This window comes from Paenibacillus riograndensis SBR5, from assembly GCF_000981585.1.
Classification (GTDB): Bacteria; Bacillota; Bacilli; order Paenibacillales; family Paenibacillaceae; genus Paenibacillus_AQ; species Paenibacillus_AQ riograndensis.
In genome coordinates this window covers 3472171-3490513 of the sequence record NZ_LN831776.1, presented here as the reverse complement: position 1 = coordinate 3490513, position 18343 = coordinate 3472171, and the positions used below count along the sequence as shown (strand labels likewise).

Genomic DNA, 18343 nt, shown 5'->3' with positions numbered 1-18343 from the left:
ATCGGGATGGATGATAAGCTTTCGTGAACAAAAGCAGAGCCAGGGCGCAACATCAATTGCATGGCTGCGGGGAAAATGATTCATACTAGCAGAAAATGTCGATAAGGGGCCAGGTTTCATGAAGAAAACTAACCGGAAGCTGCTGCTGAAAAAATATACGGTAATTGTGCTGCTGTCCGTACTCTCCCTGTTTTATTTATATTTCGGTGATTGGCTCTTTGGCTATGGGCTGGAAAATATCAGGTACATTGCAAACTATTTATTGTACTCTGCTTCGGAAAAGCTGGCTGCACTGCTTATGCTGCTGAGCCTCATTATCCCGGATGCCGTGTACTTCATCCGCGGCACTCAGCCCGGCCGGGAAGCCGAGAAATAGCTTTTCACTACCGAGACGAGGATCAGAACAGCCGGTATCGCTATCATGAGAAACGGATAAACGGTATACAGCAGTCTGCCTCCCTCATCCAGATGCTCAGTAAAGCTGCGGGCATCCAGCATAGAGGTAAACAATATAATCAGGGTGCAGGGATAGAGCATTCTGCGGTAAGGGATGCCGAAGAGGTCAGATATCCCGATCAGGGCTGCAGCGAAAAACACAGAAATCTTAAAAAACACGCCGATGATCAGCACCATAACCACAAAAATATCCACACGCTGGATAAAGTCCGAAATTGATATTTTGCTGATCGTAGGCATCAGCGGCAGAGGGGAGCGCTCTACAATATCCGCCCCGAGCACAGAGATGTTCAGAGCCATCGTAAAGCTCAGCATCAGTGCGGAAACCAGCATCGCTCCGGCGATGACCCAGGGGCCTTTTTTTACATTAGAGAGAAAGGGCATGAGCATGGTAAAAGCGATCATTTCGCCAAAGGGGAACATATAGTTCTGATGCAGTACTGAACGGATCACAGGTTCTGCCCCATCCTCCAACACCGGCAGAAGCCGGTTCAAATTAATAGATCCCGAGAACATCAGCATAAGGGTGCTGAATATGCCGATCAGCAGGACCAGGAGCAGAAAAACCAGGGATGTCCGGGTCAGCACTTCAAACCCTTTATGCAGAACGTAGGCGCTTGAAAGAATCATCAGCATGCTGAGAATGAACAACGGGGTGTTATGCATGGTAGCCATTGCAAGCATTGTACTGCCGTCACGCAAATCCCGGGCGGCCAGATTGATATACAAAATTATATATACCAACGCAACGGGTGTTCCAATGTATTTGCCGAGCAGCTTGCGGGTATAGGCTGTAAAAGACATTCCGGGATATTTTCTGTACAAATAAGCGTATCCTGCGAATACGCCAATACCTCCCGCACTGCCGATAAGAATAGAGAGCCATGCATCCCTGCCGGCTGCCATGCCCAGATTAACAACCAGCGCCGTTCCCAGTTCAAACAGCAGGGTAATGCTGAAAAACTGGATCATCCCGATTTTAACTGTTCCCATTTCCTCACACCTCCGTCTGGTTAATACACCTGGAAGGAATTCCCCCGCATATCCGTATGTCTGATTACGGTGTCCGCATCAATTTTGATCTCGCAGGCCGCAAAAATATCCTCCCAATGATCCTTGATCTTCTTCCAGCCGTGTGGATTTTCCCGTTCAACGGCTTCTCCGAAGCCGATATAATCACTTTCCAGCTTCCGGGCAGCGGCAACCGCCCCCTCGATTTGGCTGCGGGCCTCCTTCGTCAACTGCCCCGACAGCTTCTCCAGGACTTCGGGCGAGGTAAGGTCAAGTGAATTGGGGGATTCCTTGAGCGCCGCCTGTTGGGTGATTTTAATGAGGATCACAGGATGTTCAGGGTCCTTGGCCTCTGCCTTCACCGATACTTGGGATTGATACACATTGAAAGCCAAATAGCCGTTATCTTTTTTAATGACTACGGGAAACTCTTTAAGTTTGTTAAGCAGAAGAACCGTACCGAACGCGGTTTTTCCTTCAACCCAGCCTTTGAGCTTATCATCCTTGAACACAGCCAATCTGGAAATTCTCAGTATCGTATCCGGAGTGATGGTTTTCAAGTTGTCATTCGAATTCGCGCGGTCTCTGTTTCCGGTCGTGAAAACACCATTAATAACCGGCCCACCTCCCCTGACCTGGATGCCTCTGATTACATCATCCACCTCCATTTTGTAATTGTAGCCGAACTGCTTCGAGGTAGTGTCCAGCTTCTCAACCAGATCGTTGGCAGGAATCTTGCTGAACACAGTCATGGTCGACAACACTTCGCTGGCCGGCTGATCCTTGGAGATAAACACCAGACTGGTCAGCCGCATGTCGCTTTCCCTTTCCAGAACATCCAGCATATCTTTGATGCCCTCCCGGGCAAATTTCTCGGAAATGACCAGCACCCTGATATGCCCGAGTGACAAAAAACGTGCAGTTTGCCGCGAAGCATTCGCCAGCGCTTCAAACATCGTCCGACCGCTTCCGGAATATAATGCCACCGGTGAATTGCTTCTGGTCTGTTCCCCGGAGATTTCCTCCGCAACGATTACCTGAAAGGAAAGGACATATTTCTGATCCTCCGACGGCCCCCTGTCAATCGCAACTCCGGAAACGATCGCCCGCCGGTTAAGCTCAACACTGTCCCAGCAGCCGGTTAGAACGAGGGGCAGCAGCACTTGTATGGCGATCAAGAGGGAGAGTCCCCTTCTTCTATGGTTCATCGGGCCGGTCTCCTTCCGTGGCTTCAGAAGGGTTGTCCGCCTTGCCTATCAATGGGGCCAGCAGCTCCTCATTCCCTGTAGTCAAACGCATGAACTCCGGCTGCTCGGCACGCATTTGCTGCGGCGATTTGCGGGGAGTCATCAGCCAGAGCGGCAGCCGCAGAATGGTATCCTTCTGACCTTTAACAGACAGCGGCACAAAGGGCGACAAATAAGGGACGCCGAAGGAACGCAGGCTGTTCATATGTGCCACCATGACAATCAGCCCCAGAATGACTCCATAGAAACCGAACATCCCCGCAAGCAGAAGAAAAGCAAAGCGGATAAGTCTGCCCGCAATCGACATGTTATAGGCTGGAATGGCAAAGCTAGCAATCCCGGTCAATGCGACGACAATCACCATGATCGGCGTGATAATGCCAGCCTCAACGACGGCAGAACCCAGAATAAGCGCGCCGACAACCGACACGGTCTGTCCGATGACACGCGGCATCCGCACACCGGCTTCGCGGAGGATCTCAAACGCACCCTCCATCAGCAGTGCCTCAACCAAAGCCGGGAACGGCACATTCTCCCGCTGGGCCAGCAAATTAATCAGCAGTGTGGTCGGGATCATTTCATAATGGTAGGTGGTTAGTGCGATATACACGGAAGGACCCAAAATCAGCACGATAAAACTCATATACCTGACAACCCGCATCAGAATGGCAATATCAAATCTCTGCGAATAATCCTCTGCCGATTGAAAAAATTGCGTAAACACTGCCGGCAGAATGAGGACAAAAGGTGTGCCGTCGACAATGATCACCACCCGCCCCTCCAGCAAATTGCCGGCAGCGACATCGGGACGCTCTGTATTATAAATCGTCGGGAACGGCGTAAAGGTTTTGTCCTGAATCAGCTCTTCGATATAACCGGATTCCAGCACTTCATTCATAGCAATCTTGCCCAGCCGTTCCCGCACCTCACTGATCAGATCTTCTCCCGCAATATCCTTCACATACATCATCGCCACTAGGGTCTGGGTTTCACTTCCGATCTTCATGTACTCCAGACGCAGCTTGGAAGACTTGATTCTCCGCCGGATAAGGGAAATGTTAGTAGCCACCGACTCGACAAAACCATCCTTCGGGCCCCGGACAACCAGCTGGGAGGTAGGCTCGCTGACCGAACGCCATTCCCCTCCTCTCGTAGCACAAAGAATTGAGGCCGCATAGCCGTCAAGCAGAATGGCGGTGTCCCCTGATAAAACCGCAAGCATCATCTCTTTCCACTCTTCCTTGATTTCAGCCTCCCCTATTTCCAGAGCCCGGCTCAGGATCATAGCCGGGAGCCGGCCTCCATCACCACCTCCCTCCCCGATGTCCGCGAACAGACTTTCCGTGTTGCCAAGGAGAGAGCCGATTACAAATTGATTTACGGCCGTGGTGTCGGCCAGCCCGCTCAGGTGGACGGCTGCGGCCTGGATTCGGAGAGGACCGCCCAGCTGGATCTGGCGTATGATGAGGTCAGGGCTGTTCCCAAGCTCGGCCTGTATAATAGCCAGGCTCTCGGACAGCTCTAAGGAGAGCCCTGTCAGCCTACCTGTCTGCGATGAACCCTTTTGATCCGTATGTGCCGCCTTATCGCTGCGCTTCAATTGACCCTTCGTGTCCATCTCAGGCCTCCTATCGAGTACTGGTTGGTATTATTTGCATTCAACCCTGCCATTATTCGGCTGCCCAGCCATATTGAAGACCGCCGGGGGCACGTACGCAAAAAACAGCAAATCCCCGTAAACGGAGACTTGCTGTCAGTCAGGTGATGATCATCAGCTATAAAGAGTGAACTTAAGATATTTACATTAGGGACTTCGTCGGGACTACGGAGAATGTTTGGACTTCCGGCCGCTGTTGTCTGCAGATTTCTTGATTATTCCCGCCCCTCGCGGTGGAAATCCGCAGACAAAGGCGGACGCATTCGCTCCTACAGTTCCAAACTTCCCCTCCATCCCTTTTCCCTTTTGTTCGTTTTTCAAGTTCACTCTATATAATTTTAAATTTCCCAGCCAGTTCTAAAAGCTCTTCAGACATTTTTGCCAGAGCTGTAGAAGCACTGTTCACTTCTTCCACCGTAGCCAACGTTTCTTGTGCTGAGGCTGAGACGCTTTGTGTCCCTTCGGATGTTTCATTCACAATCACAGAAATCGCTTCAAAGGAAGTAACCAGATTTTTAGTATCATCGGACATTTCTTTCGAAGCACTGGAAACTTCACTAATCTCTGCGGTCACACCGCTCATAGCCAGTTCAATCTGTTCGAAGGCTTTTCCGGCCTCCGTGACGGAACGGATTCCCAGAAGGACCTCTTCTTCCCCTTTTAATACATTATTGACGCTAATTTCGCTCTCCAGCTGGATATTCTTAATGACCTCTGAAATCTGCTTTCCGGACATGGCGGTTTGGTCCGCAAGCTTTTTGACCTCGGAGGCAACAACGGCAAACCCTCTGCCGGATTCCCCTGCACGCGCCGCTTCAATGGAGGCATTCAAAGACAACAGGTTCGTCTGGCCTGCAATTTCATTAATAAAGTTAATAATCGTACTGATTTCCTTTGATTTTTCTCCCAGGGATTTAACGGATTCCGCAACCTCATTGGAGTTCGCTTGAATAGATGACATTTGGCTGATTGCCGACCTGACGGCATCAGATCCCTGAACAACAATCTGCGACGCATTTATGGCGGACTGATTTACATTGTAGGCGCTCTGTTCGATAAAGATTGCCTGTTCTTCCATCCGGTGTACCATCTTCATGCTGCCGCTTATGCTTTCTACTTGTTGTTCCGTTCCTTGGGCCAGATCTTCTGTAATGTGGGCAATATGCTCAGTGGCCTGGCTTGTCTGTTCAGCACCTGCTGTCAGTTCTTCGGCGGAGGCTGCGACCTGTTCGGCATGGGTGCCGATTTCTTGAATTAAATGCCGCAGATTGCCTGCCATCTGATTAAAAGCACCCGCCAGATCGCCAAGCTCATCCTTGTTTTTGATCTGAATTTCGTTAACTGTCAAATCTCCGTCGGCAATCTTGGCAGCGGCTGCCCGGAGCAGCTTAATAGGATTGGAGATCTGCCCGCTGATCAGAATTGCCAGCAATGCTGCTGCTATCAGAGATATAATGCCAATACCGATGATGGTAGACTTCACATTTTCTGCCTGCTGCTGTGCTATGGCAATCTGGTCATCTGCTTCCGACTGTTCTGTGGCAACCAGGTTGCGTGCTACTTCAATAAACTTATCCAAGACGACACCCTGATTGACTGCAATAGATACAATGCTCTCCGATTCACCTTTATTTTTAGCGTCAATCATCTGATCGGAAATGACAATAAATTGAAGCTGCAGCAAATCTAACCCGGCCAGAATCTGCCGTTTACCGCGATCGGTGATCAATGAATCCAGCTTGGCATGATGCTCCGTGAATTTAAGGCGTGCCGCCGCATAATCATCCAATTTCTTCTGATCTCCGGAAACAAGAAAATCGGACACATTCGCATGCTCAGATTCGATTGTAGTGTTCAAATCTTTGATTAAACCAATCGTAGCGACTTGCTTGTTCAGGAGGGCCGTATAGGTGCCGTTGATTTGCGAGAGATACATATACCCGGTCACTCCGAGAAACACCAGCAAAATCAAAATGATACCAAAACCTGCGTATAGACGCTGCTTTATACTTTTTGCTTGAAACCTCCCCGAGAGCTTGTTCATTTGCTTCCCTCCCCCTTCCCGTCCAAAACATCTTCAGCCTGTGCTCTAAAGGAGCTTGCAGCCGCCTCTGGTGTAATGCTGCCGGCATACAGATTTTTGAGAATAAGCTTTAAAGAGTTTTGGATGACCGCATCGGACAACGGTGCAGGCGGATCAATCGGGGTAGAGTGCTTGGCAATATACTTCATAAATGAATATTGTTCTTTCCCCTGTTCAGTAGCTTCATTAGATAATTGTTCAGCAACTTTAGCGGCGACCGGAACCCCGCGCTCACCTTTTAGAATCGCATTCGCTTCCTTGTCATTCGTAAGAAAGCTGACGAATTTGACAGCCGCTTCCTTATGTTCAGAGTAAGAAGATACCATTATAAACATGGATGGTTTGATAAAGTTCCCTTCTGCGGCAGCACCCTGGGCGGTTGGGAGGTTCATGATTTTCAGGGTTCTGCCCGCTTCGTCACCTATCGAAACCATCTGGTTGCTTACACTTTGCAAAAATGCTGTTTTCCCGGCGGCCAGCGGATTTTCCTCCGTGGTTGAAGCCGTACCGGGGTTCAAAAGCCCCAGATCCAGCCATGTTTTGATCAAGGTCAGATACTCAATCATAGTAGCATCTGTGTAACCTAGACCTGTTTTTTCCTTATTATAGAAAGACTCACCCTTCATTCTGAGCCAATAGGATAAGTCAAACATCGCATTCAAAGGATAAAAGTCCGGGGTCTGCACCTTATCTTTAAACTGCTGCATCGTTTGCTGCAGGTCCTGAATGGTATACGGGTCTTGAAGGGGCTGTATCCCATACTGCTCAAACATGGCAGGGTCATAGGCCATTCCCAAAGCGTTTGATCCCATAGGGATGCCGTACTGCTTCCCTTCATACTGTCCTGATACCAGGTAAGACTTATCCACATCGGACAGATCAAGAATATTGGATTTAACATATGGGTCGAGCGGCTCAATTAAATCGTGGGTAACATAATTAAAAGCAAAATTGTAATCCATCTGCATGAGATCCGGTGTTTTTTGCTCGGCGGTATCCATAGCAAGCTTTTGGGCGACCTCTCCGGTTGAAGGGTAATCCTCAGTATTAATTTTGATATTGGGATTTTCTTTTTCAAACAGCTCAATTACTTTTAAAGTGATCTCTTTCCGGCTTGGCTTCCCCCACCACATAAAATTCAACGTGATTTGTTCATCAGACTTCTGTACTTCTTCGTTCCCTTTCCCTGTGCAGCCAACAAGCGTTACCAGCATCACAAAGGCTAAAATCTTTGCTACATTACGTGTTGAAGCATGTTTCATAAATGTCCACCTTTCTAATGCTGATTAGTTACCTAAAATCTAAACTATGTATTTTTTAATAACTCAAATTTATATCGGACGATCATCCTAATTCACTTTGTGTAATTCGACTTTTTTCATCAAATAATGAAAAATGAACTATTTTCAGTTTTTTTCATTCGCAAAAACGAAAAGAGCTGCTTCCAAGTGAAGGTTTCACCTGAAAACAGCTCTTTTATTATGAATTCCAGTCTCTGGGGAGGCTGATTAGATCTCTACAGACCCGGTATATACCACTTGAGCCGGACCTGTCATATAGACGTGATTGTCTGCTTCGTTCCATTCAATAAACAGATCGCCGCCCTTGAGGCTGATCGTAGCCGAACGGTCGGTCAGACCGTTCAGCACAGAGGAAACCAATGTGGCGCAAGCGCCGGTTCCACAGGCTAATGTAGGCCCCGCTCCGCGTTCCCAGACACGCATATCGACATGACTGCGGTCCAGCACGGTGGCGAATTCAACGTTTACTTTTCTCGGGAACAGCGGGTGAACTTCGAGCTTCGGCCCCCAGGCGGCCAGATCAAAGCTTACAGCATCGTCCACATAGATCACACAGTGGGGATTGCCCATGGATACGGCAGTGAATCTGAACGCTCTTCCATCCGCTTCAATCGGCTGGTCCAGCACCGGCTCGGCATCAATGGCTACAGGAATCTGCGTTCCCGACAAGACAGGCTCGCCCATATCGACGGTAACCGTCTCCACCACTCCATCCTTCACCTGCAAGCTTACCTTCTGCTCACCTGCACCAATCGTTTCAATCACTATCTGCTCAGAGCTGACCAGTCCGTGTTCATAGACATATTTGGACACGCAGCGGATCGCATTGCCGCATTGCTCCGCTTCGGTGCCGTCTGAATTCATAATGCGCATCATATAATCGCCGCGTTCCGACGGCAGGATATACACCAGTCCATCAGCACCGATGCCAAAAAACCGGTTGCATAGTGTAACTGCCAGCTCAGAGGCGTTTCCCGGCAGCTCCTGCTCGCCGAAAACAATAATAAAGTCATTGCCCAGGCCGTGCATTTTGGTAAATTCCATTGTGATTCCACTCCTAAAGGACGTATTGTGAACCAAGCATACCTTAAGGAATGGGTTTAAGCTATTGATTTTATGCCGAAATTTTTGTACTTTTTATCATCGTCCGGCCTCCGCTGCGGCTGCGGTTCTTCTTGCCGCCCCACACGCTGCCCGCCCCCATCAGGAAGGTAGGAACGCCCGCCATGACCAGCACCAGGCACCATTCGCGGACATTAAGCGGTACGGTCTTGAAGACTGGCTGGAGAACCGGCAGGTACATCACAACCAGCATCAGCAGTACGGATGAGAGCACAGCAAGCACCAGATATTTATTCTGGAACGGATTGCGGTGAAACACCGAGCGGGAGCTACGGCAGTCAAAGACATGAATCAGCTGGGCCATGACCAGTGTGGCAAAAGCTACCGACTGCGCCCGGACCAGCTGCTGCGGGCTGCCTGGGTCAATACGGAGCGTCAGCCAGAAAGCGGCCAAGGTGCACAGGCCGATCAGCAATCCGCGGCTGATGATTTTCCAGCCGAGACGGCGGGCGAAGATGTTCTCTTTGGCGCCACGCGGCTTGTGCTCCATCAAATCCTTCTCTGCCTGATCCACGCCGAGGGCCATCGCCGGCAGCCCGTCGGTTACCAGATTGACCCAGAGAATCTGGATCGGAACCAGCGGCAGCGGCAGCCCCAGCATCATGGCGAAGAACATCGTCAGAATTTCCCCGACGTTGGAGGCGAGCAGATACCGGATAAATTTACGGATGTTCTCGTAAATGTTCCGCCCCTCCTCTATGGCCGCTACTATAGTGGAGAAATTATCGTCACCGAGGATGAGCGAGGATGCTTCCTTGGTGACATCCGTGCCGGTGATGCCCATGGAGATGCCGATATCGGCGGCTTTGATCGCCGGGGCGTCATTGACGCCGTCGCCGGTCATGGCCACCACATGCCCGCGGCGCTGCAGGGACTTGACGATGCGCAGCTTGTGCTCGGGGGAGACCCGGGCATACACGTATACATTATCCGACACCTTATCCAGGGCATCGTCATCCATCCGGGTGAGCTGGCTGCCGGTCAGCACCGTTCCGCCGCGCTGCAGAATGCCCAGCTGATGGGCAATCGCTTCCGCTGTAGTGCCATGGTCCCCTGTGATCATCATGGTCTTGATTCCGGCCCGGCGGGTGAGGCTGATGGCATCGCGCACCTCACGCCGCGGCGGATCAATCATCCCGGCGAGGCCAGCGAATACCAGCTGGCTTTCCGCTTCCTTTTCACTGTCCGCAACCTCACCTGAACGCATATCACGATAAGCCATCCCCAGCACACGCAGCGCACCTGAAGCCATTTGTTCATTGGCCTCCAGGACTTTCTGGCGCAAGGTAGGCGTGCAAGGCACGACTGCACCTTCCCACAGCATGTAGGCGCAGTTGTTCAGCAGAACATCCGGCGCGCCTTTGGTGCAGATCATCCGTCCGCCGGGATGGCTCACAATCACAGACATCAGCTTTCGTTCAGAATCGAAAGGAAATTCTTTCTCTCTAGTATAGGTTACACCCAGCGACTGCGCAGTAAGCCCCATTTTCGCGGATAAGGCGACCAGCGCTCCTTCTGTCGGATCCCCTTGCAGCTCCCAGACCGGTTGACCGGCTGCATTCTTGTCCGCTTCGCTCCCCTTTTCCTTTCCTTTGTGCCTGGCGCGCATCTCGCCGGGAAAGGTCTCAATGATCTCAGCATTATTGCACAAAGCGCCGATCTGGAGCATGCGCCGCAGATTTTGATCATTTTTCAGATCAAGGGGCTTGCCCTTTTCCAGCACATGTCCGCTTGGGGCATAACCTTCACCGGTGACTTCCAGAATCCGTCCGGCATTCCAGAGCCGTGTTACCGTCATTTTGTTCTGGGTCAGCGTTCCTGTTTTATCAGAGCAAATGACCGATGCGCAGCCGAGGGTTTCCACTGAAGGCAGCTTGCGGACAATCGCCTTCCGCTTGATCATCCGCTGGACGCCGAGCGCAAGCGCAATGGTCACTATAGCCGGCAGCCCTTCCGGAATAGCCGCAACGGCAAGGCTCACCCCTGCCAGGAACATGGCTGCGGCAGGCTGCCCGTGCAGTATGCCTGCAATGACAACTACAATGGTCAGACCCAGCGAGACATAGATCAGAATTTTGCCGAGCTGCTCCAACCGGTGCTGCAGCGGAGTTTCCTGAGATTCGGTATTTAGAATCAGATCGGCGATTTTCCCCATCTCGGTATCCATGCCTGTTCGAACTACGATTGCCCGTCCGGTTCCCCGGGTGACCATCGTGCCCATGAATCCGATATTTTTCTGGTCGCCCAGCGGAATTTCATCGGCATGAATCACTTCCGCATGTTTGGAGACGGGCAGCGATTCACCGGTCAGGGCCGATTCCTCAGCATACAGCGCGCTGCACTGCAGCCAGCGGACATCGGCCGGAATCCGGTCGCCGCTCTCGAGCAGCACGATGTCGCCGGGCACGAGCATTTTTGCGGGAATATGCTCAACCTTGCCACCACGCAGCACCTTCGCAGCCGGTGCCGAGAGCTGCTTGAGCGCTCTAAGCGAACGCTCGGCGCGGAATTCCTGCACAAACCCCAGTATCCCGTTCAGCAGAATGATGGCGACAATCGTTATCGCGTCGAGGTATTCGCCCAGCAGGCCGGATATCAATGTCGCCCCCATCAGCACCAGTATCATAAAATCCTTGAACTGGTTCAGCAGCAGGGTAAGCGGGGATATCGCATCCCCTTCCGACAGCTCATTGTGGCCGTTCTCCTTCAGCCTCTGCGCGGCATCCTCTCCGCTTAGGCCCGACTCCGGATGAACGCCGAACATCTTCTGCAGTTCCTCTGCACCGAGCCGGTGCCAACTTTTTTGTTCCATATCTCTTCTTTCCCCTCCCGGTCGTTTCTTGACTTCCGGCGGCGCACAGCTTTTCCACCTGTTCATGTCCAAGTGTATTCATGGTCGTCCCAAAATATCACTTTCACCTGCTTCTGCTTTTGCGCAAATGTGTCAAAGTATGGCATCATAGAGAGGAGCATATTATTATCAGGCGACAGGAGAACATGATTATGGCATTAGACGGTATTGTAACCAGAGCGATCGTGCACGAGCTTCAGCCCTTTATCGGTGCACGCATCGGCAAAATATATCAACCGAGCACACACGATCTGATCTTCATCCTGCGCGGCTCCGGCGGTGGCGGCAAGCTGCTCTTGTCGGCCAACCCGACCTATCCGCGGGTTCATCTGACTGACAGAAACAGCATTAATCCTCCAGAAGCGCCAATGTTCTGCATGCTGATGCGCAAACACTGCGAAGGCGGAACCATTGATAGTATCAGCCAGGTCGGCATGGAGCGCATCATTCATATCCAGGTGCGGACCCGGGATGAGCTCGGAGATGTATCCGCCAAAAAAATCATTATTGAGCTGATGGGACGGCACAGCAACATCATTCTTACCGAGCTTGCGACCGGTATCATCATCGACGGCATCCATCATGTCACTCCGACGATCAGCAGCTACCGGAATGTTATGCCCGGCATCGCGTACATCGAGCCGCCACAGCAGCATAAGCTGAACCCGCTGGATATCAGCAGGGGGGGATTCTTGAGCCTTGCGGCGGCGGCAGAAGAGGCGGCGCTGCTGGTAGACTCCGGCGAAGAGCAGGAGCCTGAAGAGATCATTGAGGGCGAGCTGGCCGACCTCTTGAAATCGCTGGAGGAGCCGAAGGCGGACGGCTCCGGCGGCCCTGCACCCTCAGCCGACCCTGCCGGCTGGATGGTCCATGCCTTCAGCGGCATAAGCCCGCTGATCGCCGGAGAGATTGTGCGGCAGCGCGGCGGCGGATCAGCTTCGGAAGCTGGTTCCGCGGGTGAAGCGCCTGCTGGTTCACCAGCAGCGGATGACCCGTGGACAGAAGAGATGGCCTCTCTATGGCAAGCCTTCGACACTGTGCTTGAACCGGTGCGGAAATGCAGATTTTCTCCAATGTCCGGGGCAAATGCCAAAGGCAAGCCTGTCTTCTCGGCGATTCCCCTGACCCTTCCGGATGACCATGTGAAGCATTACAGCTCCATCAGCAGCTGTCTGGAGGATTATTACGGGGATAAAGCCGAACGTGATACGGTGAAGCAGCGGGTCAGCGACCTGATCCGCTTCCTCAGCAATGAACGGAGCAAAAACGTCAAAAAGCTCGCCAACCTGCAAAAGGACCTGGACGAAGCCCAGGATGCCGATCAATTCCGGATTTGGGGCGAGCTGCTGTTCGCTTCCCTTCATGCCGTATCCAAAGGTGACAAACAAGCCAGGCTTGTCAACTATTACGATGAGGATCAGGCGGAAATCACCATTCCGCTTGATCCCCTGCTTAGCCCTTCGGACAATGCGCAGCGCTATTTCAAAAAATACAACAAATACAAAAACAGCCTGCTGGTCATCAACGAACAGCTGCTCAAAACCCATGAGGAAATTGCCTACATAGAAACGCTGCTTCAGCAGTTGGCCCACGCCTCCCTGAATGATATCGAGGAAATCCGCGACGAGCTTGTGAGCCAGGGCTACCTGCGCGACCGCAGCAAAAAAGGCAAGAAAAAGAAAAAAGCTGCCCGTCCCACCCTGCAGGTGTTCACTTCTTCGGAAGGCATAGATATTTATGTCGGCAAAAACAATCTGCAGAACGAATACGTCACGAACCGTCTCGCTTCGGCGAACGATACCTGGCTGCATACCAAGGACATTCCCGGCTCCCATGTAGTGATCCGCAGCGAGACCTTTGGCGACGCCACTCTTGAGGAAGCCGCACAGCTGGCAGCTTACTTCAGCCAGGCGAAGCAATCGAGCAGCGTCCCTGTGGACTGCACGCTTATCCGCCATGTCCGCAAACCCAGCGGGGCGAAGCCCGGCTTCGTCATTTACGACCATCAAAAGACTCTGTTCGTCACTCCCGACGAGGAGCGGATCAAAAGCCTGCCGAATACCCTGAGGAGTTAATGGCATCCGCAGGTGCTGCAATAACTCTCAAGTAGAAACGGCTACGCCGTCCTTATTAGGACGATACCCGTTTCAGCGGGAAATAGAAGAATAATTTATAGCGTGAAGCATATAAATATATTTGAACAAAAACGGCTGTGCGGTCCTCCACGGGACAGTGCAGCCGTCTTGGTTCTAGCGTTACCTGGAGAACGACTCCCCGTGAAGCCTACGGCAACTCTTTAAGTGGAATAAGGGACACTAATTTGCCGGAGTACCCTACCCTCGGGCAGATGAGGTGGAAAAAGGTACACTAATTCAGCTCATTTCGCCATTGTTCAAGAAAAGTGGCCCAATTTATACGAAAATAACTTTGTCGCTTCACAGCTCGAAAGTAAATTTTGCTTTAAAGATCCCCTATATCGGAACTTCATTTTTTTAAAAAGTGGGTATCATGTAATAGGTGTCAGTTCCACTTGGTAGCCTAGCTTTTGAAGTTTTTTAATCAGGTAATTTGCGGTCTGCTCTGGGGTGTTCAGATATTCCGTCCCCAGCTCGGTATAGGGGACTTTATCCCGAAGCATCACATACATGATTCGGATCATCGCATGGGCTAAAGCGACGATGGCTTTCTGTTTTCCTGCCCGTTTCACGATCCGACTGTACATAGCGGAAAGCCGATTATTCTTGGACTTGCTCGCTGCCCAAGCGCACTGGACGAGTACGGCTTTCAGACCTCGGTTCCCGCGTTGGTTCTTTTTACTTTTTTTTTACCGGCGCTCTCATGGTTGGCTGGACACACCCCGACCCAAGAGGCCAGATGAGCTTCACTTGGAAAAGGAGACACGTCGGTACCCAGTTCCGCCACGATGCTCGCCGCGGCATCCGTGCTCACGCCTGGAATGGTATCCAGCAGTTCAATTTCCTTCCTGTATGGTTGCACCAGTTCCTCAATTTCAGCTTCCAACGTCTGCATTTCACTCTCCAGATACTGCAAATGATCCCAATGACGCCGGATCATCTTCCGGTGATGCAGACGTAGTCGGCCGTTCATCGCTTCGACCAGTGAAGGCACCTTCATCTTCAGCCGGGTATGCACCAGCTTGCGGACCTCATGCACCTCCAGCACTTCGCCATTCACAATCGAGTCCAGTAGCGCACGACCGGAAACGCCAAAAAGATCGGAGACATACGTGGTCAGTTTAATGTTGGCATCTTGTAGAATTTTGTGAATCCGGTTCTTTTCTTGCGTCGCGTTTTGCTTAAGCTTGCGCAGATACCGGGTAAGGTCACGCAAATCGCGGATGGGCTCGTCCGGGACAAAGCTTCCCTCAATCAAGCCGCAGCGGTGGAGCTTGGCGATCCACTCGGCATCCTTGACGTCGGTCTTCTTCCCGGGCATATTGCGGATGCGTTGCGGGTTGGCCAGCGTGATCGTACAGGTGCTTTCTAGAATGTTCCACACGGGTTTCCAAAAGACCCCTGTACTTTCCATGGCAATCTCGGTACATCCCTGCTGCTCCAGCCACTCCTGTAATCTCAAAAGCTCGCGGGTCGTGGTTCCAAACGTCTCGATCACGGACTTGGGTTTCTTCTCCAGGGGGCCACTCAGTAGACAAACCACCACCGTCTCCTGATGAATATCCAACCCGGCACAGCGTTCACGAATGGCATCCATATTCCCTACCTCCAAGCTAAAAGTATGCGTGGATCATGCAACCTAAAGAGGTGAAATTTTATACACGTGCTCGTGGCAACACTCGGCGATCCTCGTCGTTGCAGTTGGTCAGATTAGGTTACGGGATGTTTCACCAATATTGAATCGACCTCTGATCCACAGCACGATTTTACCAAATATATACTCTGACTTCACCTGATTTTCATGACCGACGGTGGCCGCCAGGCCATGGGTGATTAGGTTCACTTTTTCCACTTCAATCTCAGGATTTCTTAATTTTCGGAAAAATAAGTTCCCTTTTTCCAACTAGCACCTGCGAAAAAGCCGGTAAAGACGGATCGCCCTATTCCTTTCACGATCAATCCTCAGCGTTACGGACAGGAAAGCCGTTATGGATAGAAAATTCGCCTATTCCGCAGGACTAGGGACTCAGATGCCTTTATTTCTCCCTTTCCCCTTTATTCCAGGCTCCTTCGAACGTGATAACGTCTCCTGTCCGTAACTGTAGATAAAGTAAGATTTTGGGCACAATAAGGGCTCCTCGGTCCTCCTCGGTCCGCTTCATCCGCGGATGGAGCCCTATCCTCCTGCATCGCGTATATTCCTGTGAGGCTTCCAAGATATCCACATTTTTCCACAGTTAAATAAGGGGGAAGTCACTTCTCCCAAAACATATAAATTAAATGGAAGGATAATTTTTTACGCGAAGCATATAAAATTCTTAATATTTGAATGAAAAGAACCTCCAGCCAAGGACGGAACAGCATCCGTGGCTGGAGGTTCTTTATATAGCGGTGCTTCGGGCACCGCTCGCGCCCATTCAAGGGTATTTTTACCCTTGTTTTCCGGCACGGCGCCGTTTCCGGCCCATTCAAGGGTATTTATACCCTTGATTTCTGGCACGGCGCCGTTTCCGACTCATTCAAGGGTATTTTTACCCTTGATTTCTGGCACGGCGCCGTTTCCGACTCATTCAAGGGTATTTTTACCCTTGATTTCTGGCACGGCGCCGTTTCCGACTCATTCAAGGGTATTTTTACCCTTGATTTCTGGCACGGCGCCGTTTCCGGCCCATTCAAGGGTATTTCTACCCTTATTTCCCGGCCCGGCGCCGCTTCTGCCTCCCCCGCACCTTAGTGCAGCTTCGGCTTATCCCGCAGCTGCTCCAGCACGCCAACAGGAACCGACACGCTGCCGATCTCGCCGTGGAATACAACCCCCTGGCGGGCACCGTGGAAATCCGAGCCGCCCGTGACCAGCAGCCCGAATTCTTCCGCGAGCGCAAGGTAACGCTCTGCATCAGCCGGGCTGTGGTCTGAATGGTACGCCTCGATGCCGCGCAGCGCGCTGCGTTCAATTATGCTGCGGACCAGCTCATCATCCCCGTAAATACCGGGATGTGCCAGCACCGCCGCACCGCCGGCCTCAGCAATCCATTCGCAGGCCAGCTCCGGCGTGATGCGCGGCGGCGATACAAAAGCCGCCGCACCTTCTGCCAGATACTTGTCGAACGCGTCGCGCATGTCCACAGCGGCGCCAAGACGCACCAGTTCATCGGCAATATGAGGACGGCCCACGCTCTCATCAGGCTTCAGTTCACGGCCAATCCCGGCGGTGACTTGATCCATTGTAATAGCTATGCCCAGCGCCTGAAGCTTGGCAATAATAGCTTCGTTCCGCTGCGCGCGGGTATCCCTTTGCTCAGCAAGCCGGGATAAAAACAGCTCCTGCTGCGTGTCCATGTAATACCCCAGCACATGGATCTCTTTGCCGCCGGCGCGTGTGCTGATTTCTACTCCGGGTACAACGGTGATTCCATATTTCCGCCCCGCTTCAAGCGCTTCAGCCACTCCGGCTACGGTATCATGATCCGTGATTGCGACCGCCGCAAGCCCTTTTTCATGGGCCAGCCGCACATTCTCCGCCGGAGACTGCATCCCGTCTGAAGCCAGCGTATGGGTATGCAAATCGGCTCTGCCGGCGAATCCGCCGCCCGCCTGATCTTTTAAACTGCTATTCCTGCCCTTTGGTTCCATCGGTTCCACCCTGCCTTTCGTATTCAAGCCCTGGGCTGCTTCCCATTCCTCACGAAGAATTCCCATCTTAATGGCATCGTAGTACTCCCCGCGCACAATCCGCGCCTTGCGTACCCGGGCTTCTTCGATCATTCCGCATTTGGCGGCCAGCCCCATCATCCGGACATTGCCCGACCACGTGCCGATTCCAAGCCGGACCGTATCCAGCGAATCAAACAGATATCCCATCCACATCCGGAAGGCCTCGGTACCATACCCGCCTGACCAATCACGCGAGTCAAACAGCACAATCCCGATCTCGAACCAATTCGTGACCTTGGACACCCAATACCGGCCTACCGTTCCTTTGAGTTGACCGTCAATCTCAACCACCAGGCGGCTGCGGGGCTCACCGGTATAGGTCAGCGCCAGAATCTCGGCAAATTTGGGTGCAAACGTTTCATAGCTTTCCCATTCCTGCGTGCCGTAAGGGCCATTCCAGAGCAGATGCTCCCTGTCCTCGGCTTCAAACTCATAATAGTATAGGGTGCGGATATCCTCTTCCGTCAGATCTCTCAGCGTTACCTTCTCACCCTTAAGTAAAACCGCCATACCTATCCCCCGTCCGTTAAGCTATAAAAGTTGAACTTAGTTTTACATTGTGGGGTATAATCGGGACTACGGAGAATGTTTGGATTTCCGGCCGCTGCCCATCTGCAGATTTCTTGATTGTTACCGCTGTTCGCAGTGGAAATCCGCAGACTGCCTATGCTGAAGATAGTGAGCTTTCCTACGGAAAGCTTTTAGGCGGACGCTTTCGCTCCGTAAGTATCCAAACTTCCCCTCCATCCCTTTTCCCTTTTGTTCG

Annotated in this window: 13 protein-coding genes and 1 pseudogene; 2 read left to right on the top strand and 12 right to left on the bottom strand. The window is 51.9% G+C overall.

Going from position 1 to position 18343, the window contains the following annotated elements; genetic code table 11:
• Positions 1-118: 118 nt before the first annotated feature.
• Positions 119-376, top strand: coding sequence for a hypothetical protein (locus PRIO_RS14445; protein WP_020431404.1), 258 nt, complete (start codon positions 119-121; stop codon positions 374-376).
• Here PRIO_RS14445 and PRIO_RS14440 read toward each other — a convergent pair.
• The 7 genes from PRIO_RS14440 to PRIO_RS14410 form a co-directional block, all read right to left on the bottom strand.
• Positions 349-1449 carry a GerAB/ArcD/ProY family transporter gene (locus PRIO_RS14440; protein WP_020431405.1) on the bottom strand — a complete coding sequence of 367 codons (1101 nt, stop codon included), beginning with the start codon at positions 1447-1449 and terminating at the stop codon, positions 349-351. The genes PRIO_RS14445 and PRIO_RS14440 overlap by 28 nt on opposite strands.
• A 20-nt stretch (positions 1450-1469) precedes the next feature.
• Positions 1470-2675 (bottom strand): Ger(x)C family spore germination protein, encoded by a 1206-nt coding sequence (locus PRIO_RS14435; protein WP_039790568.1) that lies wholly within the window; start codon positions 2673-2675, stop codon positions 1470-1472.
• Complete coding sequence (locus tag PRIO_RS14430; RefSeq protein WP_020431409.1) at positions 2665-4332, bottom strand: spore germination protein; 1668 nt, start codon at positions 4330-4332, stop codon at positions 2665-2667. Before PRIO_RS14430 ends, PRIO_RS14435 begins: the two co-directional genes overlap by 11 nt.
• 367 nt (positions 4333-4699) lie before the next feature.
• The gene (locus tag PRIO_RS14425; protein WP_020431411.1) at positions 4700-6415 is read right to left on the bottom strand and encodes a methyl-accepting chemotaxis protein; all 1716 of its coding nucleotides are present in this window, start codon (positions 6413-6415) and stop codon (positions 4700-4702) included.
• Positions 6412-7716, bottom strand: coding sequence for an ABC transporter substrate-binding protein (locus tag PRIO_RS14420; RefSeq protein WP_020431413.1), 1305 nt, complete (start codon positions 7714-7716; stop codon positions 6412-6414). Before PRIO_RS14420 ends, PRIO_RS14425 begins: the two co-directional genes overlap by 4 nt.
• A gap of 246 nt (positions 7717-7962) precedes the next feature.
• Positions 7963-8799, bottom strand: coding sequence for a diaminopimelate epimerase (dapF, locus tag PRIO_RS14415; protein ID WP_020431417.1), 837 nt, complete (start codon positions 8797-8799; stop codon positions 7963-7965).
• A gap of 70 nt (positions 8800-8869) precedes the next feature.
• Entirely contained in the window at positions 8870-11689 is a 2820-nt protein-coding gene (locus PRIO_RS14410) for a calcium-translocating P-type ATPase, SERCA-type (RefSeq protein ID WP_046503100.1), read from the bottom strand.
• Between the two features lie 191 nt (positions 11690-11880).
• On the opposite strand from PRIO_RS14410, the gene PRIO_RS14405 reads away from it, so the two are divergent.
• Positions 11881-13803 carry an Rqc2 family fibronectin-binding protein gene (locus tag PRIO_RS14405; protein ID WP_020431424.1) on the top strand — a complete coding sequence of 641 codons (1923 nt, stop codon included), beginning with the start codon at positions 11881-11883 and terminating at the stop codon, positions 13801-13803.
• A 431-nt stretch (positions 13804-14234) separates the two neighbouring features.
• Here the strand turns inward: PRIO_RS14405 and PRIO_RS36765 are convergent, their stop codons facing one another.
• The 5 genes and pseudogenes from PRIO_RS36765 to PRIO_RS34845 form a co-directional block, all read right to left on the bottom strand.
• Complete coding sequence (locus tag PRIO_RS36765; RefSeq protein ID WP_052741404.1) at positions 14235-14450, bottom strand: hypothetical protein; 216 nt, start codon at positions 14448-14450, stop codon at positions 14235-14237.
• Between the two features lie 62 nt (positions 14451-14512).
• Positions 14513-15460: an IS110 family RNA-guided transposase gene (locus tag PRIO_RS14395; protein WP_046501296.1), complete on the bottom strand. Its 948-nt coding sequence runs from the start codon at positions 15458-15460 to the stop codon at positions 14513-14515.
• 108 nt (positions 15461-15568) lie between these two features.
• On the bottom strand, positions 15569-15766 hold the full coding sequence (locus PRIO_RS36760; RefSeq protein ID WP_046503097.1) for a hypothetical protein: 198 nt from the start codon (positions 15764-15766) through the stop codon (positions 15569-15571).
• An 827-nt stretch (positions 15767-16593) separates the two neighbouring features.
• Entirely contained in the window at positions 16594-17496 is a 903-nt protein-coding gene (locus PRIO_RS14385) for a PHP domain-containing protein (RefSeq protein ID WP_039790000.1), read from the bottom strand.
• Between the two features lie 141 nt (positions 17497-17637).
• A pseudogene (locus PRIO_RS34845) lies at positions 17638-18087 on the bottom strand (GNAT family N-acetyltransferase); the annotation flags it as partial.
• Positions 18088-18343 lie beyond the last annotated feature (256 nt).

Bases quoted from the DNA above. Each gene is read 5' to 3' on its own strand.
- PRIO_RS14445 (WP_020431404.1), top strand. From the start codon at position 119: ATGAAGAAAACTAACCGGAAGCTGCTGCTGAAAAAATATACGGTAATT.
- PRIO_RS14440 (WP_020431405.1), bottom strand. From the start codon at position 1,449: ATGGGAACAGTTAAAATCGGGATGATCCAGTTTTTCAGCATTACCCTG.
- PRIO_RS14435 (WP_039790568.1), bottom strand. From the start codon at position 2,675: ATGAACCATAGAAGAAGGGGACTCTCCCTCTTGATCGCCATACAAGTG.
- PRIO_RS14430 (WP_020431409.1), bottom strand. From the start codon at position 4,332: ATGGACACGAAGGGTCAATTGAAGCGCAGCGATAAGGCGGCACATACG.
- PRIO_RS14425 (WP_020431411.1), bottom strand. From the start codon at position 6,415: ATGAACAAGCTCTCGGGGAGGTTTCAAGCAAAAAGTATAAAGCAGCGT.
- PRIO_RS14420 (WP_020431413.1), bottom strand. From the start codon at position 7,716: ATGAAACATGCTTCAACACGTAATGTAGCAAAGATTTTAGCCTTTGTG.
- dapF (WP_020431417.1), bottom strand. From the start codon at position 8,799: ATGGAATTTACCAAAATGCACGGCCTGGGCAATGACTTTATTATTGTT.
- PRIO_RS14410 (WP_046503100.1), bottom strand. From the start codon at position 11,689: ATGGAACAAAAAAGTTGGCACCGGCTCGGTGCAGAGGAACTGCAGAAG.
- PRIO_RS14405 (WP_020431424.1), top strand. From the start codon at position 11,881: ATGGCATTAGACGGTATTGTAACCAGAGCGATCGTGCACGAGCTTCAG.
- PRIO_RS36765 (WP_052741404.1), bottom strand. From the start codon at position 14,450: ATGTACAGTCGGATCGTGAAACGGGCAGGAAAACAGAAAGCCATCGTC.
- PRIO_RS14395 (WP_046501296.1), bottom strand. From the start codon at position 15,460: ATGGATGCCATTCGTGAACGCTGTGCCGGGTTGGATATTCATCAGGAG.
- PRIO_RS14385 (WP_039790000.1), bottom strand. From the start codon at position 17,496: ATGGAACCAAAGGGCAGGAATAGCAGTTTAAAAGATCAGGCGGGCGGC.